Genomic DNA, 26,772 nt, shown 5'->3' with positions numbered 1-26,772 from the left:
CTCAGCGGCCGCCCAGCTCACGGAGGAATTCCCGGGCCGGACGCCAGATCTCGTCGCGCAGCCGGCGCCACACCGGCGTGACCGTGTGCGCCCAGACGGCGGCCACGGCCCGCGCCACCGGCACCACGGTGTGCCGCCACAGCCAGGCGATGCCGCGGCCCAGCGGGACCGCGGAGTGCCGCCACGCCCACGCCAGCGCGTCCGCCAGCACCCGCCACACCCAGGCGATCGCGCGGCCGGCCGGGCGCAGGAACCAGCGGTGGAGGACGTGCCACAGCGCGCTCAGCACCGCCACCGCGACCGGGCGCAGCGCCAGCGCGAGCCGGCGCAGCGGACGGTAGATCACCGTGACCACCGGGATGATCACCAGGTAGCGGACGAGCCGGCTCAGCGGGGGCCGGAGCAGGGTCAGCCACGTCCAGCGCAGCGGCAGCCAGAACAGGTGCAGCCAGAGCCAGCGCAGCGGCAGCCAGAGCAGGTAGACGCCGGCCCAGGCGACCGCGGCGCCGATCAAGCGGCCGGTATGCCGGAGGAGTTCCCAGACGAAACGGATCGGCACCACCACGAGCAGCGCGATCGCCCGCGCCGGATAGCGGATCCACCCGGGGATGTCGTCGTCCGCCCGGTACGCGGGCGGAACCCGTCGTCCACTCACGTGAGGAACACCGCCGCGACGATCATGGTGAGTGGGGACGCGAGCGTGGAGAGCATCACCACGTCCCGGGCCAGCGTCTCCGACTCGCGGTAGCGCAGCGCGAAGACGAACACGTTCTGCGCCGCCGGCAGCGCGGACGTCACCACGGCCGCGAACAGCGCGGCGTCGTCCAGCCGGAACAGGAACCGCCCGATCAGGTACGCCAGCAGCGGCTGCACGATCACCTTCAGCGCCACCGCCAGGTAGCGGTCCGGCGCGTCCGGCCCGGGCAGCAGCGGCCGCGCGCCCGGCAGCGACATGCCGAAGGCCAGCAGCGCGGCCGGCACCGCCGCGGCCCCGACCAGCTCGAACGGCTCCAGCAGCAGCGCGGGCGGAGTCCACCCGGACGCGGCGACCGCGATGCCGGCCGCGGACGCCACCATGATCGGGTTGCGGGCCGGCAGCAGCGCCAGCGACGTGAGCGACGGCCGGCCCTGCCCGCTGGCCAGGTCCAGCACGGTCAGCGCGAACGGCGCCGCGAGCAGGACCTGGAACAGCAGCACCGGTACCACCAGCGACACGTCACCGAGCACGTACGCCGCGATCGGCAGCCCCAGGTTCGCCGCGTTGACATAGGACGCGCCGAGCGCGCCGATCGTGGTCCGGCCCGTGCCGCGCCGCCAGACCAGCCGCGCGATCAGCGTGTAGATCAGCGCCACCAGCACCGTGCCGGCCACGAAGACCAGCAGCGCGCCGGTGACGATCCGGTCCAGGCTGGTGCGGCTGAGCGTGACGAACAGCAGCGCGGGCGTGGCGACGAAGAAGACCAGCCGGCCCAGCACCGCCGGCGCGTGCTCGCCGAGGACCCGGCCGCGGGCGAGCAGGTAACCCAGCGTGGCGATCACCCAGATCGCCGCGAAACCGCCGAGTACCGCGCCCATTCCCACGATCATCCCTGGTGACCGCCGTCACGGCCGACCCGGGACCGCCGGACCGGATAACCTCGATGCGTCCCCGCCGCCTCGTCGAGAAGGATGTCCGAGTGTTCCGTACACCTCACCGCGCGGTCGTCGCGCTGGTCGCCACGATGCTGGCGGTGTCCGGCTGCTCGCTGCCGGTCTTCTCACCGGGTGGGGACACCAGCGCGGCCGGTGGGCCCGGCCCCGGCGGCGGCGGGCCGAGCACGCAGGACCTGACCTGGCGCAGTTGCGCCGAGATCCCGCAGCAGCTCTACGGGCAGAAGGCGCCGCGCACCCGCTACGACTGCACCACGATCCAGGTGCCGAAGGACTGGAACAACCCGTCCAACGGCCAGACGTTCGAGCTGGCGCTGATGCGCGTGCGCTCCACCGAGCAGCGGGACCGGATCGGCTCGCTCCTGATCAACCCGGGCGGCCCGGGCGGGTCCGGCATCGACACCGCGGCGTACCTGTCGTTCGGCCCGCAGGTGCAGGGGCTGCCGACCGAGATCCTGGAGCGGTTCGACGTGATCGGGTTCGACCCGCGCGGCGTGTCCCGCTCCTCGCCGGTGAAGTGCATCTCCGACGCGGACCTGGACGCCAGCTACGGCTCCGAGCCGGACCCGGAGTCGCAGGCCGAGTTCGACGAGATCGTGGCGCTGAACAAGCGGATCGGCGAGGAGTGCGGCGCCCGGTACGGGGCGGACCTGCCGCTGTTCTCCACCGAGCAGGCGGCCCGCGACATCGACGCGATCCGCACCGCGGTCGGCGACGAGAAGCTGACCTACCTGGGCTACTCGTACGGCACGCTGCTCGGGGCCACGTACGCGCAGCTGTTCCCGCAGAACATCCGCGCGATGGTGCTGGACGGCGCGGTCGACCCGATGCAGGGCATGGTGGCCGGTTCGGAGTCGCAGGCGAAGGGCTTCGAGCGCGCGTTCGACAACTTCGCCACCTGGTGCGCGGCGACGCCCGGGCAGTGCCCGATCGCGCCGGACGCGCGGGGCACGCTGACCGAGCTGCTGGACAGGGCGCGCGCCACCCCGCTGCGCGGCGCGGACGGCCGCGAGGTGACGGCCGGGTGGATCTTCTACGCGGCGGTGGCGGCGCTCTACACGGAGCTGTACTGGCCGGAGCTGGGCAAGGCGCTCGGCGAGCTGCGGGACGGGCGGCCGGACCCGGTCCTGGAGCTGGCTGACACGTACACCAGCCGCACCGACCAGGGCGAGTACGACAACCAGGCGGACGCGCTGCTGGCCGTGAACTGCGCGGACAGCGACGAGCGGGTGACCCCGGAGCAGGTACGCACGCTGCAGCGGGACTGGGAGAAGAAGTACCCGCTGTTCGGCCCGCCGCTGGCGCTGGGCATGCTCGGCTGCGCGTTCTGGCCGGGCGCGCGGGACCCGTACCCGACCGGGGCCGCGCAGGGCGCGCCGCCGATCGTGGTGGTGGGCACGGTGGGCGACCCGGCCACACCGTACGAGCAGACCGCGGTGCTGGCCGGCATGCTCGGCACCGGGCAGGTGCTGACCTGGGAGGGCGAGGGCCACACCGCGTACCCGAACACGCGGTGCATCACGCGGGCGGTCGACGGCTACCTCATCGATCTGACGGTGCCGGCGAAGGATCTGCGCTGCCCGGCTGGCTGAGCCGGGTCTCCAGCAGCTCCCGGATCGCGCGCAGGTTGTTCTTGATCTCCTCCTGCTCCTCGTGCCGGAACGCGTCCGCGTCCACGATCAGCTTGCTGGCGAAGTGCGCCGTGATCAGCGGGATGACCAGCAGCACCATCACGGAGATGAGCAGCGCGGCCATCGCCCGGGCCGGCCACGACTCGGGCGAGATGTCGCCGTACCCGACCGTGGACGCGGTGACCACCGCCCACCAGATCGAGTCGCCGATGCTCGCCCGCTCGAAGTGGCTGTAGAGCGCGCCGCAGATGATGATCAGGCCCAGGTACGAGCCCATCAGCGTGCTGGGTGAGTTGGCGAGGTAGACGAGCCCGCGGTAGACCAGCCGGAACGGCGCCAGCAACAGGGTCAGCATCAGACCATGGTCACTCCGCGGGCCGCCCGCGCAAGTCGGCTTTTCCGGTATGCGCGGGCGCGGATCGGCGCCGCCGGTGCGCCGGGGCGGTGGGTGGCGCGACCGTGCTCCACCGCGGAACCGGCAGGGAGGAGCGCCGGCGACGACCGGTGCCCGCGCCGAGCATGCGGGCCGGACCACGCCGGAAGCGGGAAGTCATTCGTCCTTGGGCTTCTTGGCCCGCGACGGCTGGACACGCATCGGCTCGCCCGGCATCTTGGGATATTCCGGCGGGTACGGCAGGTCGCCCCGGTCGTCGCGCGCGGCCCACTCCAGCAGCGGCGTGATGTCGAAGGCGTCGTCGTCGATCGCGGCGTGCGGGTCGCCGAGCTTCGCGAGGCGCGGCGGGACCGTGCGGAGGTCGAAGTCGTCCGGCTCGACGTCCGGCAGCTCGTCCCAGGTGACCGGCGTGGAGACGGTGGCGCGGGCGTTGGCGCGCAGGCTGTAGGCGCAGGCGATGGTGCGGTCGCGGGCCATCTGGTTGTAGTCGAGGAAGACCTTCGTGCCGCGTTCCTCCTTCCACCAGTTGGTGGTGGCCAGGTCCGGGCGCCGGGCCTCGACCTCGCGGGCGAGCGCGATGGCGGCGCGGCGCACCTCCACGAACGACCAGCGCGGCGCGATCCGCACGTAGACGTGGACGCCGCGTCCGCCGGAGGTCTTCGGGTGACCGGTGGCGCCCAGTTCGGCGAGCACCTCGCGGACCGTGCCGGCCACCTCGACCGCGTCCGCGAAGTCGGTGCCGGGCTGCGGGTCGAGGTCGATGCGCAGCTCGTCTGGCGAGTCCACGTGCGTGCCGCGGACCGGCCACGGATGGAAGACGATGGTGCCCATCTGCGCCGCCCAGGCCACGTGCGCGAGATCGGCGGGGCAGAGCTCCTCGGCGCCCCGGCCGCTCGGGAACGTGATCGTCGCGGTCTCGATCCACGGGGGTACGCCGCGGGCGGGCACCCGCTTCTGGAAGAACATCTCCCCCTCGATGCCGTCGGGGAAGCGTTGCAGCGTGGTCGGCCGGCCGCGCAGCGCGCGCATGATGCCGTCGCCGACGGCGAGGTAGTACTCGAAGACGTCCCGCTTGGTGAACCCGCGGCGGGGGAAGTAGACCTTGTCGGGACTGGTCAGCCGCACGGCCCGGCCGGCGACCTCGATCTCCTCGGCTTTCGACGCCATGGTCGCGACCCTACGCGACGAGACGCCGCCCGGGGGCCGTAGCGACCCCCGGGGCAGCGGGTCAGCTCTCGAAGCGGCGGCGGTGCCGGCCGGTGTAGAGCAGCGCTGCGCCGCCGGCGGTGACCAGCGCGCCCGCGCCGAGAAGCCCGGCGAGCGGCAGGCCGGTGATCGGGAGTTCCCCGCTCGGCGGGGTCTCCTCGCCCTCCGCGCCCTGCACCCGGCCGGTCGGGACCGGGGCCTCCGGCGAGCCGGCCAAGACGCCACCGGTCGGCGGCACCTCCTGCTGGCCGGCGGTCGGCACGGAGCCGGACGGCGTCGGCGTCGGGAACTCCGACGGCGTCTCGGGGGCCTCCGGGCTCTCCGGCGTCTCCGGGCTCTCCGGGGCCTGCGGCGTCTCCGGCGGCGTCTCCGCGCCCGGGCCGCCCGGCGACGGGGTGCCGTAGCCCGGCTGCCCGCGGTCCGGGCCCTCGCCGCCGTAGCCCGGGGTGGGCGCGACGCGCGCGGCGGCGCACTTGGCGGTGGCGTCGCCGAGGATGCCGGCCGCGATGCCGCAGACGTTGACCGGCGCGTTGATCGGAAGGCGCACCGCGGCGCCGTTGGCGATGCCGTTGGTGTCGTCCGGTGCCGCGCTCGCCGGCTGGGCGCCCAGCGCGAGCGCGGCCGCGAACATGGTGAACCCGGCGGCCGGCAGCGTCGCCGCCGCGATGATGCGCCGTTTCATGCTCGTCACGCTGTGTTCTCCTCAAGGGTGGCGGGTGAGGCTTATGTGGGTATAAACGGTTAAAGACCCTTTTGCCCCCGAAGCCTACCGGCTCTCAGGGGCAAAAGGGACCAACACGCGCACTCCACCCCTAACGCTCAAGGTGAGGGAGAGGACACTGGCGGCGGCGGACGGCCGGACTACCGTGGAGACATGACCATCGAGAAGAGCGCCCTGCCCACCACCGAGGAGGAGTGGCGGGTCCGCCTCAACCCGCAGGAGTTCCGGGTGCTCCGCCAGGCGGGCACCGAGGCCCCGTGGACGGGTGAGTACGTCAACACCAAGACCGAGGGCGTCTACCACTGCCGCGCCTGCGGCCAGGAGCTGTTCAGCAGCGACACCAAGTTCGACAGCAACTGCGGCTGGCCGTCGTTCGACGACGCGATCCCGGGCACGGTCGTGGAGATCGAGGACCGGTCGCTCGGCATGCTCCGCACCGAGATCCGTTGCTCGAACTGCGGCTCACACCTGGGTCACGTGTTCCGCGGCGAGGGCTTCACCCCACGGAACACGCGCCACTGCGTCAACTCGATCTCGGTCCGCCTGGAGCCGAAGGCGAGCTAGAACGACATCACGGTGCCGGCCCGGTCGGCCGGCACCGCGGGTGAGAACAGGTAGCCCTGGCCGAGGTGGCAGCCGAGGTCCAGCAGCATCGCGCGCTGCTCCTCCGTCTGCACGCCCTCCGCGATCAGCCCGAGCCCCAGATTCCGGCCGAGCCGGACGATCGAGTCGACCATGTCGTCCGCCTTCGGGTCCAGCGTCATCCGGGACACGAACGACCGGTCGATCTTGAGCGCGTCGATCGGCAGCCGGGGCAGCAGCTCCAGCGACGAGTAACCGCTGCCGAAGTCGTCCAGGTGCACCTCGGCGCCGATCGCGTGGATGCCGTCCAGCACGGTCACCGCGGCCTCCGGGTCCAGCATCAGCACGTTCTCCGTCACCTCGATCGCGAACCGGTCCGGCTCCACGTGGTGGTACGTCAGGCAGGCCTCGACGTCCTCGATCAGGTTCTTGTGGAAGAACTGGCTGGCGCCCACGTTGTACCGCAGCGCGACGTCGCCGGCCGGGTCGCCCGCGGCGCGCCAGTCCTCCACCTGCGTGGTCACCTCGCTGATCGTGCGCACGCAGATCGCGTCCAGCGTGCCGCTGTCCTCCGCGAGCTGGATCCACTCCTGCGCGTCGAGCAGCCCGCGCTGCGGGTGCAGCCAGCGCAGCAGCGCCTCGAACGCGACCGTGCGCCGGGTCCGCAGGTCCACGATGGGCTGGTAGAACACCCGGTACCGCCGGGCGTGGAAGGCGTCGCGCAGCTCCTTCTCCAGCCGCTGCCGGTCCTTGAACCGGGTGTGCATGGAGAGCGTGAACGACACCACCTGGCCCTTGCCGCGCGCCTTGCCGGTGAGCATCGCGGCGTCCGCGTCGCGGAGCAGCTGCTGCGCGTCCGTGTAGTGCTCCGCGCCGATGCAGACGCCGACGGTCGTGCCGATCACCACCTCGTCGTCCACGCCGTCCAGCCGGTACGGCCGCGACACCGCCTGCTGCATGCGCTTCGCCACCTGCACCATCAGGCTCGGATGCTCCACGCCGTCCAGCAGCACCAGGAACTCGTCGCCGCCGAACCGGGCCGCCACGTCGTGGTCCCGCAGCTCGCCGCGGAGCCGCTCGGCCACCCTGACCAGCAGTTCGTCCCCGATGTCGTGCCCGTGCACGTCGTTGACCCGCTTGAACCCGTCCAGGTCGAAGAAGAGCACGCCGTGGCAGTCGCGGCGGTCCATCGCCTCGCGCAGCCGCTCCAGGAAGTGCGTCCGGTTCGGCAGCCCGGTCAGGTGGTCGTAGAGCGCGGCCCGCTCCAGCTCGTCCTCCCGCGCGCGCAGCCGCGCCACCAGTTCCTCGTGCTCCAGCGCCACGGTGAGCAGCGCGGCCCACTGGCTCAGCGGCTCGCGTCCGGTGGCGACCCGGTCGTCGATCGAGTCGACCACCGCGAGCACGCCCCAGTCGCCGTCGCCGACCTTGACCGGCACCACGAACACGGTCCGGTCCGGGTGCGCGTCCGCCAGCCGGCGCAGCGGCTCCGGCGGGAACTCGTCGATCGGCACCACGCGCCCGACCTGCGCGGACGCGGCCGGGTCGGCGGGCGCGAAGACGCCGGCGATCTCCACGGTCTCGCCGTGCTCGCGCCAGATGCCGAGCGCGCCGGCCACCACGCCGGTGCGGCCCAGCCAGCCCAGCGCGCGCGGGTCCTTGTGGTGGCTGCGCAGCAGGTCGAGGCTCACCTCGTACTGCGTGCTGATCACCCGTTGCAGGTGTTCCTGCTCCTCGAACTGGGCGCGTCCCTGCGCCTCCATCAGCTCCAGCAGCAGCGCGGACGGGTCACCGGACGCCCGCGCGTGCACCCGGTGCGCGGCCTCCAGCAGTTCCCGCGGCCGGCCCGGCTCGGCCAGCATGCCGACCAGCCCGCGCAGCGATCCCGGCGCGGGCGGCGCGGACACGGCCGCGAGCACCTCCTCGGGCAGCGGCGGGCCGTCCAGCACGCGGCTGCCCGGCGTGCACCCGCACGACTCGCGGACCACCAGCCGGGTCGGCACCTCCACGCGCGCCGGGGCCGGGCCGCCGGCCAGCCGCCGCAGCAGCATCTCCGCGGCCGCCGCGCCGACCGACTCCATCGGCTGCTCCACGCTGGTCAGTCGCGGCGCCGTGTAGGACGCCGCCTGCCGGTCGTCGAAGCCGATCACGGCCTGGTCGCGGGGGGTGCGGAGGCCGGCGGCGCGCAGCGCGTCCATCAGGCCGAGCGCGTTCGCGTCCGTGCCGAGCACGATCGCGGTGGACGGCACGCCGGCCGCGAGCAGCTGGCGGGCCGCGTCCCGGCCGCCGGTCGCCTGGTTGTCCGGCACGTCGAAGCGGAGTTCCGGGTCGATGTCCAGCCCGTGCGCGTGCATCGCCTCCACGTAGGCGGCGTGCCGTTCGCACACGTCCGCCGCGCCGAAGTAGCCGGCGAACGCGATCCGGGTGTGCCCGTGCCGGATCAGGTGCCCGATCGCGGCGCGCACGCCGGTGCGGTTGTCCGGGCGGACCAGGCCGGCGCCGGGATAGGAACGGCTGACCGCCACCACCGGCTTCCCGGTCCGCCGCAGCGCGGCGACGTACCCGTCCGGGACCGCGTTGATCACGACGACGAAGCCGTCCGCGGCCCGCCAGGCGATCCGTCCGGCCATCGTGGCCGGCGCGGTCACCTCGACCTGGTCCGTCCCCGCGTCCAGGGTCTGCACGGCGATGAGGTCCCCGCCGTCGTGGGTCACGACGCGGGACACGCCGCGCAGCAGACCGCCGTAGTACCAACCGCCGAGAAAGGGCGACAACACGCCCAGGGTGCGAGCTCCCGACACCTGTGCAGGCCTCCTTGCCGTCGGGCGGCCTTCACGGTCGACGGCACGGCCGCTCGCCCGACCGTGCATCCCTGCGCCGTCGCGAAGCGCGCGCCATAGGTGCAGGAGTCACCCTAGCGGGACGGCGGGTGACCGTGGTCTCCCTCCGCCCCGGAAGGAGTAACTAGGAATTCCCGGCGCGCAGTCGCGGAAGGATCTCCTTGCCGTACACGTCGATGAAACGCGCCTGGTCAGGGCCGGGGCCGTGGAAGACGAGGTGCGTGAATCCCATGTCGATGTATTCCTGGATGCGGGCAACGTGCTCGTCCGGATCGGTGGAGACGATGAACCGCTTCGCGGAGCGCTCCACCGGCAGCGCGTCGGCCAGCCGCTCCATCTCGATCGGGTCCTCCACGCCGGTCTTCTCCTCCGGCGACAGCGCGAGCGCGGCCCAGTGGTGCGTGTCGTTGAGCGCGCGCTCGGCGTCGTGGTCGAACGACACCTTGACCTCGATCATCAGATCGAGATCGCCGAGGGTACGACCGGCCTTGCCGGCCCCCTCGGTCAGCGCGGGCAGCAGCGTACCGGTGTAGAGGTCGTGGCCCTTGCCGCTGGTGGTGATGAAGCCGTCCGCCACGCGGCCGGCCAGCCGGGTGGCGGCCGGGCCGGACGCTCCGATGTAGAGCGGCACCGGCGTCTCCGGCTTGTCGTAGACGGTCGCCTTCTCGGTCCGGTAGAACGTGCCCTCGAAGTCGACCCGGTCCTCGGCCCACAGCTGCTTGATCAGCGTGACCGCCTCCTTGAGCCGGGCGAAGCGCTCCTTCGGCTCCGGCCAGACCGTGCCGAGCGGCACCTCGTTCAGCGACTCGCCGCTGCCCACGCCCAGGATGACCCGGCCCGGCGCGATCAGGCCGAGCGTCGCGAACGCCTGCGCGACCATCGCCGGGTGGTAGCGAAACGTCGGCGTCAGCACGCTGGTGCCGATCGCGACCCGGCTGGTGCGCGCCAGCGCGGCGCCCAGCCAGGGCAGCGCGGCCGGCGCGTGGCCGTGCGTGTGCCGCCACGGCTGGAGGTGGTCGCTGATGAAGACGGAGTCGAAGCCGGACTCCTCCGCCTGGACAGTGAAGTCGAGCAGTTCCGTGGGGCTGAACTGCTCGGCGGAGGCCTTGTATCCGAACCGCACCATCACGCTCTCCTTGTCGGGCCGTCAGCCTCGATCTTGCCCCACGCTCCGCCCTTCCATGGGGCGGCGGAGCGAACGTCACAGATCCAGGCGGCAGCCCAGGCCGTCGATGACCGCGTCCGCGCCCTCGTCGTCGAGCCAGACACCACCGGTCGCGAGGTAGCGGAAGTGGTAGCGGCCGGGCCCGAGCGGCAGGCTGACGGTGCGGATGCCGTTGCGTCGCGGCACCAGCTCATGCCTTCCCGGCTCCCAGCCGTTGAAACAGCCGACCACGCTGACCGTGCCGCCGGGATGGTCCGCGGGCAGGCAGAACGTGACCCTGGTCTTGCCGCCGAACAGCCTGCTTCGCTTGATCACGCGTCCGCTCCCCCGCCTGGCCCGGTCTTTAAGAGATCAACGAGCCAGACGGGGGTACGAAATTAGGCGACCTTCTTGAACGTGGGGAGCTTGGCGGCCAGGTTGGTCAGCTGCGGCGTGTAGCCCTGGTAGCTGTACTGCGCCTCGGAGAACCAGTCGATGATCTGGCCGGCCTTCACCGCGGGGAGCGCGGCGAAGGCGGGCTGCGTCTTGACCAGCTCGGTGTGCGGCAGCGCCTGCGTGCGCGCGTCGTAGAGGATCACGTCGATCGGGTACTTCGCCGCGTTCTCCCAGCTCAGCGACTCCCACCAGGCGTCCGGGCCGTCCGGCTTGGCCGGCACGGTCAGCGGCACACCCTGCGCCAGGTAGTGCGACAGGTCGGGGCTGTACTTCGGCACCGACATGTACAGCACGTCCTTGCTGCCGGAGAACGCGGCGACGCGCAGGCCCGCGGCGGTCGCGGCGGCACCGGCGGTCTTCACGGCCTCGTCCGCGGCCTGGAACGCGGCCTTCGCGGCGGCCAGCTCCGGCGTGCCGAGGTTCGCGCCGAGCTTGCCGGCCAGCTCCTCGTAGAGGCCGATCGCCTTGACCAGGTCGACCGCGGTCAGCTGCACGCCGAGCGTCGGGGCGATCTGCTCGATCTGGGCCTCGGACTCCTCCGGTACGTACCAGAGCAGCTTCGGGTCGTACATGCCGGCGATCAGCAGCTCCGGCGAGAGCGAGAGGTACTTCTCGATGTTGAACTCGCCGTACACGTTGCCGACGGAGGTCACGGCCTTGAGGTCGATGCTGCCGGACTGCGGGTCCTGCGTGCCGTCGGCCTTCGTGGACGGACCGAAGATGCCGATCGGGCGGACGCCGAAGTCCCAGAGCGCGGCGGCGGCGCCGACCTGGGCAACGATCTTGGTCGGCGTCTTGGGCAGCGAGATCGGCCGGCCGCGGCCGTCGGTGTATGTGAAAGGGCCCGCGGCGGCGGAGCTGCCGGACGCGGACGGGGTCTCGTCATCGGAGCCGCCACAGGCGGCGAGAACGGCGGTGGCGCCGAGGCCGAGGGCTCCGGTCAGGAGGCCACGGCGCGAGGCACGGGCACCAAGGTCGTATCGCATGGGAGGTAAGGCTAGCCTTCCCTCAGTTAACCGGGAAGTCAGGGTGTTTATGATCGCTCTGCCCCGCACCTCGAACAGGGAGTCATTGGTGGGAAAACGCCTGGCCGGCCTCCTGCTCGTCGTCGTGTTGCTGCTGATCACCGTGGCGCTCAGCATCGCGGTCGGCAGCCGTGTCATCCCGCTCGGCGATGTGCTCGCGGCGCTGGGCGGCGGTGGCGACCCGGACGACGTGCTCACCGTTCGTGAGCTGCGCATTCCGCGCACCCTGCTCGGGCTGATCGCCGGCGCCGCGCTCGGCCTGTCCGGCGCGCTCATGCAGACGCTCACCCGCAACCCGCTCGCCGACCCCGGCATCTTCGGCGTCAACCTCGGCGCCGCCGCCGGCGTGGTGCTGGCGATCACGATCTTCGGCGTCACCTCGCCGGCCGGGTACGTCTGGTTCGCGTTCGCCGGGTCCGTGCTCGCGATGCTGGTCGTCTACAGCGCCAGCGCCGGGCGCGGCGGCACCAACCCGGCGCGGCTCGCGCTGGCCGGCGTCGCGGTCCAGTTCGCACTGGCCGGTGTGGTGCAGGCGCTGCAACTCGCGGACCGCGGCGCGCTGGACCAGATGCGCTTCTGGGTGGTCGGCTCGCTGGCCAACCGGGAGGCCGGCACGCTGTGGAAGCTGGCGCCGTTCTTCGCGGCCGGCATCGCGCTCAGCCTGCTCCTGGCGCACAGCCTCAACGCGCTCGCGCTCGGCGACGACACCGCCCGCGCGCTCGGCGCCGGCGTCGCCGGCACGCGGGTCCTGGCGCTGGTCGCGGTCACCGTGCTGTGCGGCGCCGCCACCGCCGCATGCGGGCCGCTCGCGTTCGTCGGGCTGATGGTGCCGCACCTGGTCCGCGCGTTCACCGGGCCCGATCAGCGGTGGGTGCTGCCGTACAGCATGCTGCTGGCACCGGTGGTGCTGCTCGGCGCGGACGTGCTCGGCCGTGTGCTGGCCCGGCCCGGTGAACTCCAGGTCGGCATCGTCATGGACGTCATCGGGGGGATCGTGTTCATCGCCATCGTCCGCGCGCGCCGGGTGGTGCACCTCTGATGCGGCTCCGAATCCCGCTCCGCGCCGTCCTGGTGACCGCCGGCCTGTTCGTGACGTTGATCGTCATGGCCGGCTTCACGATGACCACCGGCGACTTCCGGGTGCCGATCGGCGACGTCCTGCTCGCGGTCACCGGCGACGCGCCGCCGGCCGCGGAGTTCGTGGTCAACACGCTGCGGCTGCCGCGCCTGCTGGTCGCGACGCTGGCCGGTGCCGGGCTCGGCGTGGCCGGCGCGGTCATGCAGAGCCTCAGCCGCAACCAACTCGGCAGCCCCGACATGATCGGCTTCTCGCAGGGCGCGGCCACCGGCGGCATCGCGGCCATCCTGCTCACCGCGAGCGGCACGGTCGGCACGTCGATCGGCGCGGCCGCCGGCGGGCTCGCCACCGCGCTGCTCATCCTGGCGCTGGTCGGCCGGCACGGACTCAACGGGTACCGCCTGGTGCTGGTCGGCGTCGGCATCTCCACCGTCCTGATGGCGTTCAACGGCTACCTGATCACCCGCGCCACGTTCGGCGACGCGCAGCGCGCGGTCGCCTGGCAGGTCGGCAACGTCTCCGGGCGCGGCTGGGACCACGTGACGCTGGTGGCGGTGGCGCTGGCCGTGCTGCTGCCGGTGGTCCTGCTCTACAACCGCCGGATGTCCATGCTGGAACTCGGCGACGACACCGCCACCGCGCTCGGCGTCGGCGTGCTCGCCACCCGCCTGGTGCCGCTGCTCGCCGCGATCCTGCTGGTCTCGGCCGCCGCCGCGATGGCCGGTCCGATCCCGTTCGTGGCGCTGGCCGCGCCGCACCTGGCCCGCCGGCTCACCCGCAACCCCGGCCCGAACGTGCTCCCGGCCGCGGTCACCGGCGGGCTGCTCACGGTCGCGTCCGACTTCGCGGCCCAGCACGCGCTGCAGGTACAGCTCCCGGTCGGCATCGTGACCAGCGTCTTCGGCGGCGTGTACCTGGTGATCCTCCTGATCGTCCAGCGTGGGGGCCGCCGTTCGTGACCTATGCTGATCTCCCCGCCGACCCCTCGGGAGTGAGGCTCGATGTCCGACCTCGACGACGCGGACCGGGTGACGTACCGGGTGGAGCAGACGTTCCGCTACGACTACGACAGCCCGGTCACCTCGGTGCGCCAGCGGCTGATCTGCGTACCCCGCCTGCACCACGGCGACCAGCACCGCCGCCGGCACCGCCTCTCCGTGCACCTCGCCGACGGCCCCGCCGTCCGGGTGCCCCGCCGCAGCCGCCACGATCGCGCGGGCAACTCCGTGCTGCGCGTGCTGGTGCCGTCGGTATCCTCGTCGCTGGAGTTCCGGCTGGTCGCAGAGCTTTCCCGGGTACGGTCCGAGGGCCCCGGACGGCTGCCCGCCACCGCGCTGCACGACCCCCTCCTGCTCCGCCCCACCCACCTGACCACCGCCGACGACCGGGTCCGTGACCTGGCCCGCTCCGCCCTGCGCGGCATCGCGCCCCTCGCCGACCCGGTCGCCGCCGTCGAGGCGATCAACCACGCGGTCCGGCGCTCGCTGGTCTACCGCCCCGGCGCCACCGGCGTGCGTACCACCGCCGCGGAGGCGCTCGCCCTGGGCGCCGGCGTCTGCCAGGATTACGCGCACGTCATGCTGGCCGTATGCCGCACCGCCGGCATCCCGGCCCGCTACGTCTCCGGCCACCTGATCGGCGAGGGCGCCACCCACGCCTGGGTCGAGACGATCGTCCCGGCCGCCACCGGCGCGGTCGCCCTGGCCTTCGACCCCTGTAACGACCGTCGCGCCGGCAACGCCTACATCACGGTCGCCACCGGCCGCGACTACGCCGACATCCCCCCGACGTCAGGAACCTACGTCGGTGCCCCGGGCGGCCGCCTCACGTCCTCCCAAACGGTCCACGTCCTCGACCGCGCGTAGCCCGGCTTCCAATTCCCGCCGCAGCCGCCGCGGCACTCGGCTCCGCTCCCGCCGCAGCCGCCGCGGCACTCGGCTCCGTTCCCGCCGCAGCCGCCGCGGCACTCGGCTCCGTTCCCGCCGCAGCCGCCGCGGCACTCGGCTCCGCTCCCGCCGCAGCCGCCGCGGCACTCGGCTCCGCTCCCGCCGCAGCCCGCCGCGGCACTCGGTTCCGCTCCCGCCGCAGCCCGCCGCGGCACTCGGTTCCGCTCCCGCCGCAGCCCGCCGCGGCGCTCGGTTCCGCTTCCCGCCGCGGTACTCAGTTCCGCTCCCGCCGCTTCCCGCCGCGGTACTCAGTTCCGCTTCCCGCCGCGGTACTCGGATCCGCTTCCCGCCGCCCGCCGTGATGCTCGGATCCGGCTCTCCGCTGCGCCCGCCCCGGTACCGGCCCGGGCCGCCGGTCGCCGGCCTGGTCACGATTCCGCCGGATGTCGCCACAGCGTTCACGATGGGCCTCTGAGCCGCCAGATGCCCGCGCCACCATGCGGCCCGCCCGGCATCGGCGCGACCACGCGACCGCCGGACATCGCCGTACCCGGGCCCACCGCTCACGACGCCGATCGACACGCCCGGTTCAGCAGAGTGGTCCCGGTCAGCGCCACCACACGCTTCCTCCACCGCCGGATCCACGGCGAGCCCTCGGGCGCGCCCGGAGGCCGCGACACACGCGTCACGCGGCCTGGTGCCCACCGCCGCGCCAGCGCTGCCGTCACGCCGAAGTCCGCGACCGCAGCCGCTCAGACCAGTGTTTCCTCTCCACCAACCGCCACATCCCCGGCCACTCCGTGCGGAGCGTGGCGAGGGTTGGCTTTTCGGGCTTGGCGCCGGGACCGGCAGGGAGGAGCGCCAGCGACGACCGGTGCCCGCGGGAGCATGCGGTTCCTGAGCCGCCGGTAGCGGGAAGATCAAGAACTTGGGTTTTCCGGGCAGGAACGTGGCCGCAGGACGCCCTGTTGAGCGCGTTCGGCAGGCCGCTTGCACATATCGACGCGCATCAACTGCAAAGCCAGCCTTGGGGCGCTAGGCTGAAACCGGACGGAACCGGGCGCATCACGAATCAATCGCGCACCGGCCATCCTTGTTTGCCCGAATTCGGCGCAATAAATCTGCAAATCCAGTGCATTGACCCCTTTCGTTGCGGCTGCCTACCGTGGGGCCAGAAGGTTTCGGAGTCGTTAACGCGACCGGTCATCGGCCGTGGCTTCGGAATCCGACGTATCGCCCCACGACGCGATGCCGGGGCGGGCAGAAGCCCCGGCCGCGTCAGGCGGTGGCCCTATCGCAACAGCACGCCCGGACCGGCCGCGCCCACGGCCGACCAGGGTCACCGCCTCCCGTCGAGGGATGTCCACCGCGGACGCCCCACCGAAGGAGGAACGGCACATGCAGGACAACGCTCCGGCTCGGCACCGCATCCCGCGGCGCCGCACCCTGCCGCTCACGATCGGCGCCGGCCTCACCGCCGTCGCGCTCGTGGCCGGCATGGGCGCGGTCGCCAACGCGGGCGAGGTGTCGCAGGCCAACGCCGGCACGGGTACCCTCGCGGCTCCCGCCCTGGTCGGCTGGGCGACGCAGAACGGCGGCACCACCGGCGGCGGCAGCGCCGCCCCGGTCACCGTCACCACCGCGTCCGCCCTGATCAGCGCGATGCAATCGAGCAGCGCCGCGGTCATCAACGTGTCCGGAACGATCACCATCAGCGGCATGCAGAAGGTCGCCTCGAACAAGACGATCCGTGGTGTCGGGGCCAACGCGACGATCACCGGCGGCGGGCTGAACATCGCCAACGCGCGCAACGTGATCATTCAGAACCTGAACTTCCGGAACGCGAGCGACGACTCGATCAACGTGCAGTACTCGACGAACGTGTGGCTGGACCACCTCGACATGGCCGAGGGCTACGACGGGTTGCTGGACATCAAGCGGAGCAGCGACTTCATCACCGTGTCCTACGTGCACAGCCACGACCACGACAAGAACATGCTGCTCGGGCACAGTGACGACAACGCCGGTGAGGACACGGGCCGGCTGCGCGTGACCTACCACCACAACTGGTTCGACGGCACCAACCAGCGGAACCCGCGGGTCCGCTTCGGCAACCCGGTGCACGTGTTCAACAACTACTACAGCAACGTCGGGTCGTACGGCGTCGCGTCCACGGAGAACGCGGGCGTGCTCGTGGAGTGCAACTACTTCGAGAACGTCGAGGACCCGTACCACCTGGGTGAGGGCTCGTCGGACGAGGGCTCGCTGGTCGCGCGCAACAACCACATGGTCAACTCCGGCTCCGGCCAGACCGGTGGAAGCGTCGCCTCCATCCCCTACTCGTACAGCTGCGACGCGGCCAGCTCGGTGAAGTCGATCGTCACCGCGCAGGCCGGCACCGGCAAGATCTGAGTCAAGACCCTCAGGGGGTACGGGCGACCCGCTCGTACCCCCTGATCCATGCGTTACGGCAGGGACACCGCGATCTCCGCGACCGTCCGGCGGCGGCCGGTGAAGAACGGCACCTCCTCGCGGACGTGCCGCCGGGCGCCGGACGCGCGCAGATCACGCATCAGGTCGACGATCCGGTGCAGCTCGTCCGCCTCGAACGCCAGCATCCACTCGTAGTCGCCGAGCGCGAACGAGGCGACCGTGTTCGCCCGCACGTCCGGGTAGCCGCGCGCCATCTGCCCGTGCTCGCGCAGCAGGTCCCGCCGCTCCTCGTCGGGCAGCAGGTACCACTCGTAGGAGCGCACGAACGGGTAGACGCACAGGTACGGCCGCGCCTCCTCGCCGGCCAGGAACGCCGGGATGTGGCTGCGGTTGAACTCGGCGGGCCGGTGCAGCGCCATCTGCGACCAGACCGGGCTCAGGTGCCGGCCGAGCGCGGTGCGGCGGAACAGCGAGTACGCCTCCTGGAGCGCGTCGCTGGTCTCCGCGTGCCACCAGATCATCAGGTCGGCGTCCGCGCGCAGGCCGGACACGTCGTACGTGCCGCGGATCGCCACACCCTTCGCCTCCAGCTGCTCGAAGAGCGCGTCCACCTCCGCGGTCAGATCGTCGCGCAGCGCCGGCAGCGGCGACTCGGCCTTGAAGACCGACCACATCGTGTACCGGATCGTCGCGTTCAGCTCCTTGATCCGCGACGCGTTGGTCTGCTCGCTCATGCCCTCTCCCTATTCCCATCGACCTGAATCGTGGCCGCCAGCTCGTCCGCCGCCGCCTCACCCGACCGCACGCAGAGCGGGATGCCCACCCCGTCGTAGCCCGCACCCGCCAGCACGATGGTCGGATGCGCGGCCCGCAACAGTTCCCGGGCGGACGTGATCCGCGCGCGGTGACCCGGCGCGTACTGCGGGAGCGCGCCGCCCCACCGCTGCACGACCGTGTCGGCCGGCGCCGGCAGCGGGGCGCCCAACACGCGTGACAGCTCCGCGAGCGCGGCCGTGACCAGGTCGGCGTCGTCCCGCTGGAGCAGATGCTCCTCGCCGTGCCGACCGACGGACGCGCGCACGTGCACCACCCCGTCCACCCGCCGCAGGTGCGGCCACTTGACCCCGAAGAATGTGGCCGCCTTGATCAGCATCCCCTCGACCGAGGGGACCAGCAGCCCGGACAGCGGCGGCAGCTCCGCCGCGGGGAGCGCCATGTTGATCAGCGCGATGCTCGCGTAGTCCAGCGCGCCGACCGTCTCCGCCACGGCCGCGTCCACGTCCCGCAGCAGCCGCGCGGCGGCCCTCGCCGGCACCGCCAGCACGATCGCGTCGACGCGGTGCCGCTCGCCCGCGCCGGCGCCGTTCGCCGCGCCGACGGTCAGGACCCAGTCCCCGTCGGCGGTGCGGTCGATCGCGCGCACCGGCAGCCCCAGCCGCACCTCGGCCTTGGCCGCGTCCGCGACCGCCTCCACCAGCCGGCTCAGCCCGCCGTCGACCGTGGCGAAGATCGGCGGCGCGGCACTCGTCGCGGTCTCGGCCCCGCCGGTGCCGCCCCGGGACGCCCGGGCCCGGGCCGAGGCGGCCTTGGCCACCCGCACCGCGCCGGCCAGGGTGTGCTCGCTCCGCGCGGCGCGTGCCAGCCCCGGCACGGTCATGTCCAGCGACAGCTCGTCGGCGCGCCCCGCGTAGACCCCGCCGAGGAGCGGGTCCACCAGCCGGTCCACCACCGCGTCGCCGAACCGGCGCCGGGTCAGCGCGCCGATCGCCACGTCCTCGCCGTCGCCCAGCAGCGGGCCGCCCCGGTCGGGGTCGCGCCCCTCCGCCACGCGAGCCACGGACGCCACCCGCGCCGGGTCCTCCGGCACGCCCATCAGCGTCCCGCCCGGGATGTCGGTCAGCGCGCCGCCGATCACCAGCGCGGCCTGCGTGGTGCCCGGATGCACCAGCCGATCGCCCAGGCCGACCCGCCGCACCAGCGACACCGCGGCCGACTCGCCGCCGGCCGGATCGCCGGCCAGGAACGTCTCCGCACCCAGCTCCTGGACGCCGCCCGCCAGCTCCCCGGTGCGCAGCTTGCCGCCGAGCGCCGCGTCCCGCTCGAAGATCGTGATCGACGCGTCCGGCCCCAGCCGCTCCCGCAGCCGCAGCGCCGCCGCCAGCCCGGCGATGCCGCCTCCGACCACCGCGACCCGCTCGTTGCCCATGCACCCCAGCCTGCCACCTCCGGTCCCTCGCGCACCGGGCCGGGTGACCCATCTCCCCCGTGGCCTTCGGCCCGCCCGAGCCGATCCGCAGCGGCGGACCGCCGCGCTGGTGAGGACATCTCTCTCGCCGACCATGCCTCCACCCTGCCGGGCACCACCTCCGCGTCTCCAGCCCTGTGGACAACCGCGAATCATCGTGACCGATCCTGCTGCGGCGGTCAGGCCAGGCGGTGGTAGGCGCTGGCGTGGAAGACCAGCGGACGCCGTTCCGGTGAGGTCGCGACCGCGTGCAGCCGCAGCAGCACGATCTCGTGATCCCCGGCCGGCACGCGCTGGGTGATCTCGCACTCCAGCCACGCGGTGGCGCCCTCGACGAAGACCGCGCCGCCGTCCGTGGCCCGCCAGGGGATTCCGGCGAAGCGGTCGGCGAGCCCGCGGGTGGCGAGGCGGCGGCAGATGCCGGCCTGGTCCTCGCTGAGCACGCTCAGCCCGAGGCGCGGCCGGTCCCCCAGCCGGGCCCAGGTGGCGGACCTGACGTGCGCGTTCACCGAGACCAGCGGCGGGTCGAGCGAGACGGACGTGAACGAGCTGGCGGACATGCCAGCCGGGCGGCCGTCGACGAGCGCCGCGACCGCGACGACGCCGCTGGGGAACCGGGAGTACGCGGCGCGCAGCGCCCGCTCGTCCTCGGGAACCCGCGGCAGCTCGACCATGGCCGCGATTACCGCGTGGAGGCCGCGTGGACCAGCTCGACGACGCGGGTCAGCACGTCCGGGTCCGTCTCCGGCAGCACGCCGTGCCCGAGGTTGAAGACGTGCCCGGGTGCGGCGCGGCCCTCGTCCAGGATGCGGCGCACGTGCTGCTCGACGACCGGCCACGGCGCGAAGAGCACGGCCGGGTCGAGGTTGCCCTGCACCGCCCGGCCGGCGCCGAGCTGCGTCACGGCCACGTCCAGCGGGGTACGCCAGTCGACGCCGACCACGTCCGCCCCGGCCTCGCCCATGGCGCCGAGCAGCAACGCGGTGCCCACGCCGAAGTGGATGCGCGGCACGCCGGCGTCGGCCAGCCCGTGCAGCACCTTCCGCGAGTGCGGCAGCACGTACCGGCGGTAGTCAGCCTCGGAGAGCGCGCCGGCCCACGAGTCGAACAGCTGCACGGCGGAGACGCCGGCCGCGATCTGCACGCGGAGGAACTCGAGCGTGATGTCCGCCAGCCGGTCCAGCAGCGCGTTCCACAGCTCGGGCGCGCCGTACATCATGGCCTTGGTCCGCGTGTACGTCCGCGACGGCCCGCCCTCGACCAGGTAGCTGGCCAGCGTGAACGGCGCACCGGCGAACCCGATCAGCGGCGTCGCGCCGAGCTCGGCGGTGAGCAGCCGGACCGCCTCGTCGACGAACGAGACGTCGTCCACGGTGATCGGCCGCAGCCGGTCCACATCGGCGGCGTCCCGGATCGGCTCGGCGATCACCGGACCGGTGCCGGCCACGATCTCCAGATCGATGCCGGCGGCCGCGATCGGCACCACGATGTCGCTGAAGAAGATCGCCGCGTCCACGCCGTGCCGCCGCACCGGCTGCAGCGTGATCTCCGCCACCAGCTCGGGCCGGCGGCAGGACTCCAGCATCGGGATGCCCTCGCGGACCTTGCGGTACTCCGGCAGGGACCGGCCCGCCTGGCGCATGAACCACACCGGCGTGTGCGGCACCGGCAGACCCCGGGCGGCGCGCACGAACGCGGAGTCTGCGGTGGCCGGGACCTGGGAGGAGGCGCGGGCGGCGCCCGAGGCTGTGGTGGTCATCCCCTCCATGCTCGCACGCTCTCCCGGCCGGCTCCGCCGCCCCTCGCGCTTCCCTTCGCCGGTACGCGATCCCGGTGGCCGCGACACGATCGACGCCGATGCCCTCGGCGCGCCGGGTGTCGATCCGGTAAGGCCCGCGCTTAGGCTGCGGACATGGCACCCTCGACCGTTCTCCCGGAGACGTTCGCGCGTGCCGTAGCCGGCCTGCGCGCCACCACCCCCCGCCCGGAGATCCTGCTGGAGGAGGTCACCGCCCCGCAGCGGTTGGCTCCTTACGCGTTCGCGTTGAGCGCCACGGTGCTCCGCGACGGCGAGGAGGTGGCGACCGGTCGCCTGGTGCTGCTGTATGACCCGGCCGGTCACGAGGCGTGGCAGGGCCGGTTGCGGCTGGTCAGCTACGTCACCGCGGAGCTCGAACCGGAGCTGGCCGCGGACCCGCTGCTGCCGGCCGTGGCCTGGACCTGGCTGACCGACGCGCTGGAGACCCAGGGCGCCACGCACACCGCGCTGGCCGGCACGGTCACGCAGACCACGTCGACCCGGTTCGGCGACCTGGCCGGGCCGCCGGCCACCGCCGACATCGAGCTGCGGGCGTCCTGGACCCCGCTGGACGACACCGCACCCGCGCTCACCGCCCACCTGCTCGGCTGGTGCGCGCTGCTCTCCTCCACCGCGGGCCTGCCGCCGCCCGGCGTGACCGCGATCTCCCCCCTCCACCGTTGAGCCGGGCTCACCTGCGGTAACGGCCGCCGGACCCGGTTCCGACGCGCCGACACAGGTGCTGAGGCGGGTTAACGTCCAGCAACCCGTAGGGTTACAAGGTGACCGACGAACCACCCCTGCACCGTCGGGACGCGCAACGCCAGGCAGGGGACGGACCGCACAACCCAGCCGACGACCGCCCGGCGGCGGAGTCAGACGTGAGGCCCGACCCCTCCCCCGGCGGGGCGGTCCCCTTGCTCGTGCCCCGCGACGGCACGCCCAAGCCCGTGGAGACCGGCAAGGAACTGGACGACGCCGTCGCCCGGTTCGCCGCCGGCACCGGGCCCGTGGCGGTCGACGCCGAGCGCGCCTCCGGATACCGCTACAGCCAGCGGGCGTACCTGGTGCAGTTGCGCCGGGTCGGCGCGGGCACCGTGCTCATCGACCCGCTGCCCCTCGGTGACCTGCGCGTCCTGGACGCGGCGATCGCCGACGCGGAGTGGGTGCTGCACGCCGCCAACCAGGACCTTCCCTGCCTCGCGGAGCTGGGCCTGCGCCCGCGGCGGCTGTTCGACACGGAGCTGGCCGCGCGGCTGGGCGGGTTCGAACGGGTCGGGCTGGCGGCGCTGACCGAGTCGCTGCTCGGCTATTCGCTGGAGAAGCACCACTCCGCGGCGGACTGGTCCAGCCGGCCGCTGCCGGAGTCGTGGCTCACCTACGCGGCGCTGGACGTGGAGATGCTGACCGATCTGCGGGACGTCCTCGCGGAGGAGTTGCAGCGCCAGGGCAAGGCGGAGTGGGCGGCGGAGGAGTTCGCCGCGCTGGTCGCGTCCGGCGGGCAGCCGCCGAAGGTGCGCACCGACCCGTGGCGGCGCACCTCCGGCATCCACCGCATCCGCGGCCAGCGCGCGCAGGCGCGGGTGCGGGCGCTCTGGTACGCCCGGGACGCCGTCGCCGCCCGCCGTGACTCCGCGCCGGGCCGGGTGCTGCCGGACGCCGCCATCATCGCCGCGGCGGAGCTGGACCCGCAGGACGAGCGCACGCTGCTCACCGTGCCGGGCTTCGGCGGCCGATCCGTGCGCCGGCTGGCCAAGACCTGGCTGGAGGCGCTGCGCGAGGCCCGGGCGCTGCCGGACTCGGAGCTGCCGGTCTCGCCGCCGATAGAGGGTCCGCCGCCGCCGCACCGCTGGGCCGATCGGGACCCGGCCGCCGCCGCCCGGCTGGCCCGTTGCCGAGAGGTGGTGCTCCAGGTCGCCGGCGCGCACAACCTGCCGCCGGAGAACTTGATCTCCCCGGACTCGATCCGGCGCCTGGCGTGGACGCCACCGGAGGAGATCACCACCGCGACGGTCGGCGACACGCTGCGCGGATACAACGCCCGCAACTGGCAGGTGAACCTGCTGTCCCCGGGACTGGCGGAGGCGTTGCCGCCGCAGGAGTGAGACGGACGGCGGGGCCTTCCCTGTGAAATCGTGCGGATGTTCAGGTGTGGCCTGGACCATAGGGGCGTCGGCCTGCGACGCTTGGTTACCGGCGAGTAGCATTGCCGCACACGTTGAGATTTCGCGAGGAGGCCCGCTGTGCCCCGTCAAGTCCGGGACGTCGTCTTCGTCGACGGTGTCCGCACTCCGTTCGGCAAGGCGGGTGGCATGTACGCCGACACCCGCGCCGACGACCTCGTGATCCGCTGCATCCGGGAGCTGCTGGCGCGCAACCCGCAGCTGCCGCCCGACCGCGTGGAGGAGGTCGCGATCGCGGCCACCACGCAGATCGGCGACCAGGGCCTCACCATCGGCCGGACGGCCGCGCTGCTGGCCGGTCTGCCGAAGAGCACGCCCGGCTTCTCCATCGACCGCATGTGCGCCGGTGCCATGACCGCGGTGACGTCCGTGGCCGGCGGCATCGCCATGGGCGCCTACGACGTGGCCATCGCCGGCGGCGTGGAGCACATGGGCCGCCACCCGATGGGCGAGGGCGTCGACCCGAACCCGCGAATCCTGGCGGAGAAGCTCGTCGACCCGTCCGCGCTGGTGATGGGCGCGACCGCGGAGAACCTGCACGATCGCGCGCCGCGCATCACCAAGGAGCGCGCGGACGCGTTCGCGCTGGCGTCGCAGGTCAAGACCGCCAAGGCGTACGCGGACGGCAAGCTCCAGCCCGACCTGGTCACCATGGCGGTCCGCGACCCGGCGACCGGCTGGGGTCTGGCCAGCACGGACGAGGCGCCGCGCGAGACCAGCATGGAGAAGCTCGCCACGCTGAAGACGCCGTTCCGCCCGCACGGCAAGGTCACCGCCGGCAACGCGGCGGGACTGAACGACGGCGCCACCGCCAGCCTTATCGCGGCCGAGGACGTGGCCCGCGAGCTGGGCCTGCCGGTCGCGATGCGGATGGTCTCGTTCGGGTACGTCGGCGTCGAGCCCGAGGTGATGGGCGTCGGCCCGATCCCCGCCACGGAGAAGGCGCTGCGCATCGCCGGCCTGGGCATCGAGGACATCGGGCTGTTCGAGCTGAACGAGGCCTTCGCGGTCCAGGTGCTCGCGTTCCTCGACCACTTCGGCATCGCGGACGACGACCCGCGCGTCAACCCGTGGGGCGGCGCGATCTCGGTCGGGCACCCGCTGGCCTCGTCCGGCGTCCGGCTGATGACCCAGCTGGCCCGCCAGTTCGCGGAGAACCCGCAGGTCCGGTACGGCATCACCGCCATGTGCATCGGCATCGGCATGGGCGGATCGGTCATCTGGGAGAACCCCGCCTGGGAGGGTGACAAGTAAATGACGGACATCTCCTTCCCGTCCGAGGTCGTGACGAAGTCGCTGCTGCGGCTCATCCGGGTCCCGGGCGTCGAGCGACAGGTCGCGCTGATCACGCTGGACAACGGCTTCGACCACAAGAAGCCCAACACGTTCGGCCCCGGCGGCCTGACATCGCTGTCCACGGCGATCGACGAGGCGATCGCGGCGGACCCGGCGTTCATCGCGATCACCGGCAAGCCGTACGTCTTCTGCGTCGGCGCGGACCTCACCGGCATGCCGTTGCTGGAGACGCACGCGCAGGCGCTGGAGCTCGGCCGCTTCGGTCACCGCGTCTTCGCGAAGCTCAAGGACAGCACGATCCCGACGTTCGCCTTCATCAACGGCGCGGCGATGGGCGGCGGCCTGGAGCTGGCGCTGCACTGTCACTACCGGACGCTCTCCTCCGGCGCGGCCGCGCTCGCGCTGCCCGAGGTCTCGCTCGGGCTGGTTCCCGGGTGGGGCGGCACCCAACTGCTGCCGAACCTGATCGGCCCGGCCAACGCGGCCACGGTGATCATCCAGAACCCGCTGACGCAGAATCGCATGCTGAAGCCGAAGCAGGCCGCCGAGATGGGCATCGCGGACCTGCTGCTGGAGCCGGCCGACTTCCTGGAGCGCTCGCTGGCCTGGGCCGCGGACGTGGTCTCCGGCACGGTCACGGTCCAGCGCCCCGAGGTCGACCGCGACTCGTGGGACGGCGTGCTCTACTTCGCCAAGGCGATGCTGGACAAGCGCCTGCACGGCGCCGTGCCGGCCGCGAACCGCGCGCTGGAGCTGATCGGCGTCGCCAAGGGCGCCACGTTCGCCGAGGGCACCGCGCTGGAGGACCAGGCCCTCGCCGACCTGGTCTTCAGCGAGGAACTGCGCAGCGGGCTCTACGCCTTCGACCTGGTGCAGCGCCGGGCGAAGAAGCCGGTCGGCGCGCCGTCGCCCGCGCACGCGAAGGACGTCACCAAGGTCGGCGTGGTCGGCGCCGGCCTGATGGCCTCGCAGCTGGCGCTGCTGTTCGCGCGGCGCCTCCAGGTGCCGGTCGTGATGACCGACCTCGACCAGGCGCGCGTCGACAAGGGCGTCGCCTACGTGCACGCCGAGATCGACAAGGCGGTCGGCAAGGGCCGGATGGACACCGGTACCGCGGCGAAGGTACGCGCGCTGGTCACCGGCTCCGTCGACAAGTCGGTCTTCGCCGACGCGGACTTCGTGATCGAGGCGGTCTTCGAGGAACTGTCCGTCAAGAAGCAGGTCTGGGCCGAGCTGGAGAAGATCGTCTCGCCGGAGGCGGTGCTGGCCACCAACACGTCCTCGCTGTCGGTCACCGCGATGGCCGCGGACCTGGAGCACCCCGAGCGGGTGGTCGGCTTCCACTTCTTCAACCCGGTGGCGGTGCTGCCGCTGCTGGAGATCATCCGGGGTGAGCGCACCTCGGACGCCGCGCTGGCCACCGCGTTCGCGGTCGGCAAGCAGCTGCGGAAGAGCTGCGTGCTGGTCAAGGACGCGCCCGCGTTCGTCGCCAACCGGGTGCTGGTCCGCTTCCTGTCGGAGATCCAGTCGGCGATCGACGCGGGCACGCCGCTGGAGGTGGCGGACTCCGCGATCGACCCGCTCGGCCTCCCGATGCGCCCGCTGGCCCTGCTCCAGCTGGTCGGGCCCGCGATCGCGTACCACGTGACGGAGACGCTGCACGCCGCGTTCCCGGACCGGTTCCCGCTCAGCGCCAACCTGAAGGCGCTCGCCGACGCCCGCCTGCCGCTGCTGGTGGACGACGAGATCAATCCGGCGGTCACCGCGCTGCTGACGGTGGGCGACGCGCCGCTCTCCCCGGACGAGGTCCGCCAGAAGGTCCTCGACGGCCTCGCCCAGGAGATCCGCATCCTGCTCGACGAGGGCGTGGTCGCGGAGGCGCAGGACGTCGACCTGTGCATGATCCTCGGCGCGGGCTGGCCGTTCCACCTGGGCGGCATCACGCCCTACCTGGACCGCACCGGCACCTCCGAGTCGGTCACCGGCCAGCGGTTCCTGCCGAAGGGCACGGCCTCGCTCGCCTGACCACGTACCGCCTGCCGGCCGCCCGTCCCCGCGCCATCGTCGCGGGGGCGGGCGGTCGCCGTCACGCGGCCCGCGCAAGGCTCCACGATGGAACGGAAGGTGACGATCTCTGGTTTCGTCAAGAGCGACACGCCGAACGACGTGGAGGTACTCGGTCAGGAAACATTCCCGGTTCAGGATGT

The 26,772-nt window shown here is 72.8% G+C and carries 23 protein-coding genes; 10 read left to right on the top strand and 13 right to left on the bottom strand.

Annotated features, from left to right (window positions below; genetic code table 11):
* Window position 1: 1 nt before the first annotated feature.
* Entirely contained in the window at window positions 2-655 is a 654-nt protein-coding gene (locus J2S41_RS01650) for a hypothetical protein (RefSeq protein WP_310362061.1), read from the bottom strand.
* Window positions 652-1,575 (bottom strand): AEC family transporter, encoded by a 924-nt coding sequence (locus J2S41_RS01645; protein ID WP_310362057.1) that lies wholly within the window; start codon window positions 1,573-1,575, stop codon window positions 652-654. The genes J2S41_RS01650 and J2S41_RS01645 overlap by 4 nt, the downstream gene beginning before the upstream one ends.
* Window positions 1,576-1,676: 101 nt before the next feature.
* Here J2S41_RS01645 and J2S41_RS01640 point away from each other — a divergent pair, with 101 nt between their 5' ends.
* On the top strand, window positions 1,677-3,242 hold the full coding sequence (locus J2S41_RS01640; protein ID WP_374728101.1) for an alpha/beta hydrolase: 1,566 nt from the start codon (window positions 1,677-1,679) through the stop codon (window positions 3,240-3,242).
* Here J2S41_RS01640 and J2S41_RS01635 read toward each other — a convergent pair.
* From J2S41_RS01635 to J2S41_RS01625, 3 genes are all read right to left on the bottom strand, one after another.
* Window positions 3,193-3,636: a potassium channel family protein gene (locus J2S41_RS01635; protein WP_310362055.1), complete on the bottom strand. Its 444-nt coding sequence runs from the start codon at window positions 3,634-3,636 to the stop codon at window positions 3,193-3,195. The two genes, J2S41_RS01640 and J2S41_RS01635, sit on opposite strands and share 50 nt — an antisense overlap.
* Window positions 3,637-3,831: 195 nt before the next feature.
* A complete protein-coding gene (gene ligD / locus J2S41_RS01630) occupies window positions 3,832-4,842 on the bottom strand; it encodes a non-homologous end-joining DNA ligase (protein WP_310362052.1) in 1,011 nt (336 codons plus the stop codon).
* 61 nt (window positions 4,843-4,903) lie between these two features.
* Window positions 4,904-5,563, bottom strand: coding sequence for a chaplin family protein (locus J2S41_RS01625; RefSeq protein ID WP_310362050.1), 660 nt, complete (start codon window positions 5,561-5,563; stop codon window positions 4,904-4,906).
* A 192-nt stretch (window positions 5,564-5,755) separates the two neighbouring features.
* On the opposite strand from J2S41_RS01625, the gene msrB reads away from it, so the two are divergent.
* On the top strand, window positions 5,756-6,166 hold the full coding sequence (gene msrB, locus J2S41_RS01620; protein ID WP_310362048.1) for a peptide-methionine (R)-S-oxide reductase MsrB: 411 nt from the start codon (window positions 5,756-5,758) through the stop codon (window positions 6,164-6,166).
* On the opposite strand, the gene J2S41_RS01615 is transcribed toward msrB, so the two are convergent.
* From J2S41_RS01615 to J2S41_RS01600, 4 genes are all read right to left on the bottom strand, one after another.
* On the bottom strand, window positions 6,163-8,958 hold the full coding sequence (locus J2S41_RS01615; RefSeq protein WP_310362047.1) for an EAL domain-containing protein: 2,796 nt from the start codon (window positions 8,956-8,958) through the stop codon (window positions 6,163-6,165). The two genes, msrB and J2S41_RS01615, sit on opposite strands and share 4 nt — an antisense overlap.
* Window positions 8,959-9,145: 187 nt before the next feature.
* A complete protein-coding gene (gene fgd, locus J2S41_RS01610) occupies window positions 9,146-10,147 on the bottom strand; it encodes a glucose-6-phosphate dehydrogenase (coenzyme-F420) (protein ID WP_310362046.1) in 1,002 nt (333 codons plus the stop codon).
* Between the two features lie 75 nt (window positions 10,148-10,222).
* Window positions 10,223-10,501, bottom strand: a complete 279-nt coding sequence (locus tag J2S41_RS01605; protein WP_310362045.1) for an isoamylase early set domain-containing protein — start codon at window positions 10,499-10,501, stop codon at window positions 10,223-10,225.
* 62 nt (window positions 10,502-10,563) lie between these two features.
* Window positions 10,564-11,607 carry an ABC transporter substrate-binding protein gene (locus J2S41_RS01600; protein WP_310362044.1) on the bottom strand — a complete coding sequence of 348 codons (1,044 nt, stop codon included), beginning with the start codon at window positions 11,605-11,607 and terminating at the stop codon, window positions 10,564-10,566.
* Between the two features lie 88 nt (window positions 11,608-11,695).
* Here J2S41_RS01600 and J2S41_RS01595 point away from each other — a divergent pair, with 88 nt between their 5' ends.
* The 4 genes from J2S41_RS01595 (at window position 11,696) to J2S41_RS01580 (ending at window position 17,022) form a co-directional block, all read left to right on the top strand.
* Window positions 11,696-12,685: a FecCD family ABC transporter permease gene (locus J2S41_RS01595; RefSeq protein WP_310362041.1), complete on the top strand. Its 990-nt coding sequence runs from the start codon at window positions 11,696-11,698 to the stop codon at window positions 12,683-12,685.
* Complete coding sequence (locus tag J2S41_RS01590) at window positions 12,685-13,683, top strand: FecCD family ABC transporter permease (RefSeq protein ID WP_310362039.1); 999 nt, start codon at window positions 12,685-12,687, stop codon at window positions 13,681-13,683. Before J2S41_RS01595 ends, J2S41_RS01590 begins: the two co-directional genes overlap by 1 nt.
* Window positions 13,684-13,725: 42 nt before the next feature.
* Entirely contained in the window at window positions 13,726-14,589 is an 864-nt protein-coding gene (locus J2S41_RS01585) for a transglutaminase family protein (RefSeq protein ID WP_310362037.1), read from the top strand.
* Between the two features lie 1,419 nt (window positions 14,590-16,008).
* Window positions 16,009-17,022, top strand: coding sequence for a pectate lyase family protein (locus J2S41_RS01580; RefSeq protein ID WP_310362034.1), 1,014 nt, complete (start codon window positions 16,009-16,011; stop codon window positions 17,020-17,022).
* Between the two features lie 53 nt (window positions 17,023-17,075).
* Here J2S41_RS01580 and hemQ read toward each other — a convergent pair whose 3' ends face one another.
* The 4 genes from hemQ to hemE all read right to left on the bottom strand — a co-directional run bounded on the left by hemQ (window position 17,076) and on the right by hemE (window position 21,047).
* Window positions 17,076-17,777 (bottom strand): hydrogen peroxide-dependent heme synthase, encoded by a 702-nt coding sequence (gene hemQ, locus J2S41_RS01575; protein ID WP_310362032.1) that lies wholly within the window; start codon window positions 17,775-17,777, stop codon window positions 17,076-17,078.
* Window positions 17,774-19,249, bottom strand: a complete 1,476-nt coding sequence (hemG, locus tag J2S41_RS01570) for a protoporphyrinogen oxidase (protein WP_310362029.1) — start codon at window positions 19,247-19,249, stop codon at window positions 17,774-17,776. The genes hemQ and hemG overlap by 4 nt, the downstream gene beginning before the upstream one ends.
* Window positions 19,250-19,467: 218 nt before the next feature.
* A complete protein-coding gene (locus tag J2S41_RS01565) occupies window positions 19,468-19,962 on the bottom strand; it encodes a flavin reductase family protein (protein ID WP_310362026.1) in 495 nt (164 codons plus the stop codon).
* Window positions 19,963-19,970: 8 nt separating this feature from the next.
* Window positions 19,971-21,047 carry a uroporphyrinogen decarboxylase gene (gene hemE, locus J2S41_RS01560; protein ID WP_310362024.1) on the bottom strand — a complete coding sequence of 359 codons (1,077 nt, stop codon included), beginning with the start codon at window positions 21,045-21,047 and terminating at the stop codon, window positions 19,971-19,973.
* Between the two features lie 153 nt (window positions 21,048-21,200).
* Here hemE and J2S41_RS01555 point away from each other — a divergent pair, with 153 nt between their 5' ends.
* The 4 genes from J2S41_RS01555 (at window position 21,201) to J2S41_RS01540 (ending at window position 26,590) form a co-directional block, all read left to right on the top strand.
* Window positions 21,201-21,770, top strand: a complete 570-nt coding sequence (locus tag J2S41_RS01555) for a DUF3000 domain-containing protein (protein WP_310362020.1) — start codon at window positions 21,201-21,203, stop codon at window positions 21,768-21,770.
* A gap of 98 nt (window positions 21,771-21,868) precedes the next feature.
* Window positions 21,869-23,191, top strand: a complete 1,323-nt coding sequence (locus tag J2S41_RS01550; protein ID WP_310362017.1) for an HRDC domain-containing protein — start codon at window positions 21,869-21,871, stop codon at window positions 23,189-23,191.
* A gap of 138 nt (window positions 23,192-23,329) precedes the next feature.
* On the top strand, window positions 23,330-24,523 hold the full coding sequence (locus J2S41_RS01545) for a thiolase family protein (protein WP_310362015.1): 1,194 nt from the start codon (window positions 23,330-23,332) through the stop codon (window positions 24,521-24,523).
* Complete coding sequence (locus J2S41_RS01540; RefSeq protein WP_310362012.1) at window positions 24,524-26,590, top strand: 3-hydroxyacyl-CoA dehydrogenase NAD-binding domain-containing protein; 2,067 nt, start codon at window positions 24,524-24,526, stop codon at window positions 26,588-26,590.
* Window positions 26,591-26,772 lie beyond the last annotated feature (182 nt).

The sequence above is a fragment of the Catenuloplanes atrovinosus genome, from assembly GCF_031458235.1.
GTDB classification, from domain to species: domain Bacteria; phylum Actinomycetota; class Actinomycetes; order Mycobacteriales; family Micromonosporaceae; genus Catenuloplanes; species Catenuloplanes atrovinosus.
Note: the sequence above shows the minus strand (reverse complement) of the source record. Positions and strands in the feature narration are given on the sequence as shown.

Excerpts from the sequence above, each read along its gene's own strand:
- J2S41_RS01645 (WP_310362057.1), bottom strand. The coding sequence starts at position 1,575 with ATGGGCGCGGTACTCGGCGGTTTCGCGGCGATCTGGGTGATCGCCACG.
- J2S41_RS01635 (WP_310362055.1), bottom strand. The coding sequence starts at position 3,636 with ATGCTGACCCTGTTGCTGGCGCCGTTCCGGCTGGTCTACCGCGGGCTC.
- ligD (WP_310362052.1), bottom strand. The coding sequence starts at position 4,842 with ATGGCGTCGAAAGCCGAGGAGATCGAGGTCGCCGGCCGGGCCGTGCGG.
- J2S41_RS01625 (WP_310362050.1), bottom strand. The coding sequence starts at position 5,563 with ATGAAACGGCGCATCATCGCGGCGGCGACGCTGCCGGCCGCCGGGTTC.
- msrB (WP_310362048.1), top strand. The coding sequence starts at position 5,756 with ATGACCATCGAGAAGAGCGCCCTGCCCACCACCGAGGAGGAGTGGCGG.
- fgd (WP_310362046.1), bottom strand. The coding sequence starts at position 10,147 with ATGGTGCGGTTCGGATACAAGGCCTCCGCCGAGCAGTTCAGCCCCACG.
- J2S41_RS01600 (WP_310362044.1), bottom strand. The coding sequence starts at position 11,607 with ATGCGATACGACCTTGGTGCCCGTGCCTCGCGCCGTGGCCTCCTGACC.
- J2S41_RS01590 (WP_310362039.1), top strand. The coding sequence starts at position 12,685 with ATGCGGCTCCGAATCCCGCTCCGCGCCGTCCTGGTGACCGCCGGCCTG.
- J2S41_RS01585 (WP_310362037.1), top strand. The coding sequence starts at position 13,726 with ATGTCCGACCTCGACGACGCGGACCGGGTGACGTACCGGGTGGAGCAG.
- J2S41_RS01580 (WP_310362034.1), top strand. The coding sequence starts at position 16,009 with ATGCAGGACAACGCTCCGGCTCGGCACCGCATCCCGCGGCGCCGCACC.
- hemQ (WP_310362032.1), bottom strand. The coding sequence starts at position 17,777 with ATGAGCGAGCAGACCAACGCGTCGCGGATCAAGGAGCTGAACGCGACG.
- hemG (WP_310362029.1), bottom strand. The coding sequence starts at position 19,249 with ATGGGCAACGAGCGGGTCGCGGTGGTCGGAGGCGGCATCGCCGGGCTG.
- J2S41_RS01565 (WP_310362026.1), bottom strand. The coding sequence starts at position 19,962 with ATGGTCGAGCTGCCGCGGGTTCCCGAGGACGAGCGGGCGCTGCGCGCC.
- hemE (WP_310362024.1), bottom strand. The coding sequence starts at position 21,047 with ATGACCACCACAGCCTCGGGCGCCGCCCGCGCCTCCTCCCAGGTCCCG.
- J2S41_RS01555 (WP_310362020.1), top strand. The coding sequence starts at position 21,201 with ATGGCACCCTCGACCGTTCTCCCGGAGACGTTCGCGCGTGCCGTAGCC.
- J2S41_RS01540 (WP_310362012.1), top strand. The coding sequence starts at position 24,524 with ATGACGGACATCTCCTTCCCGTCCGAGGTCGTGACGAAGTCGCTGCTG.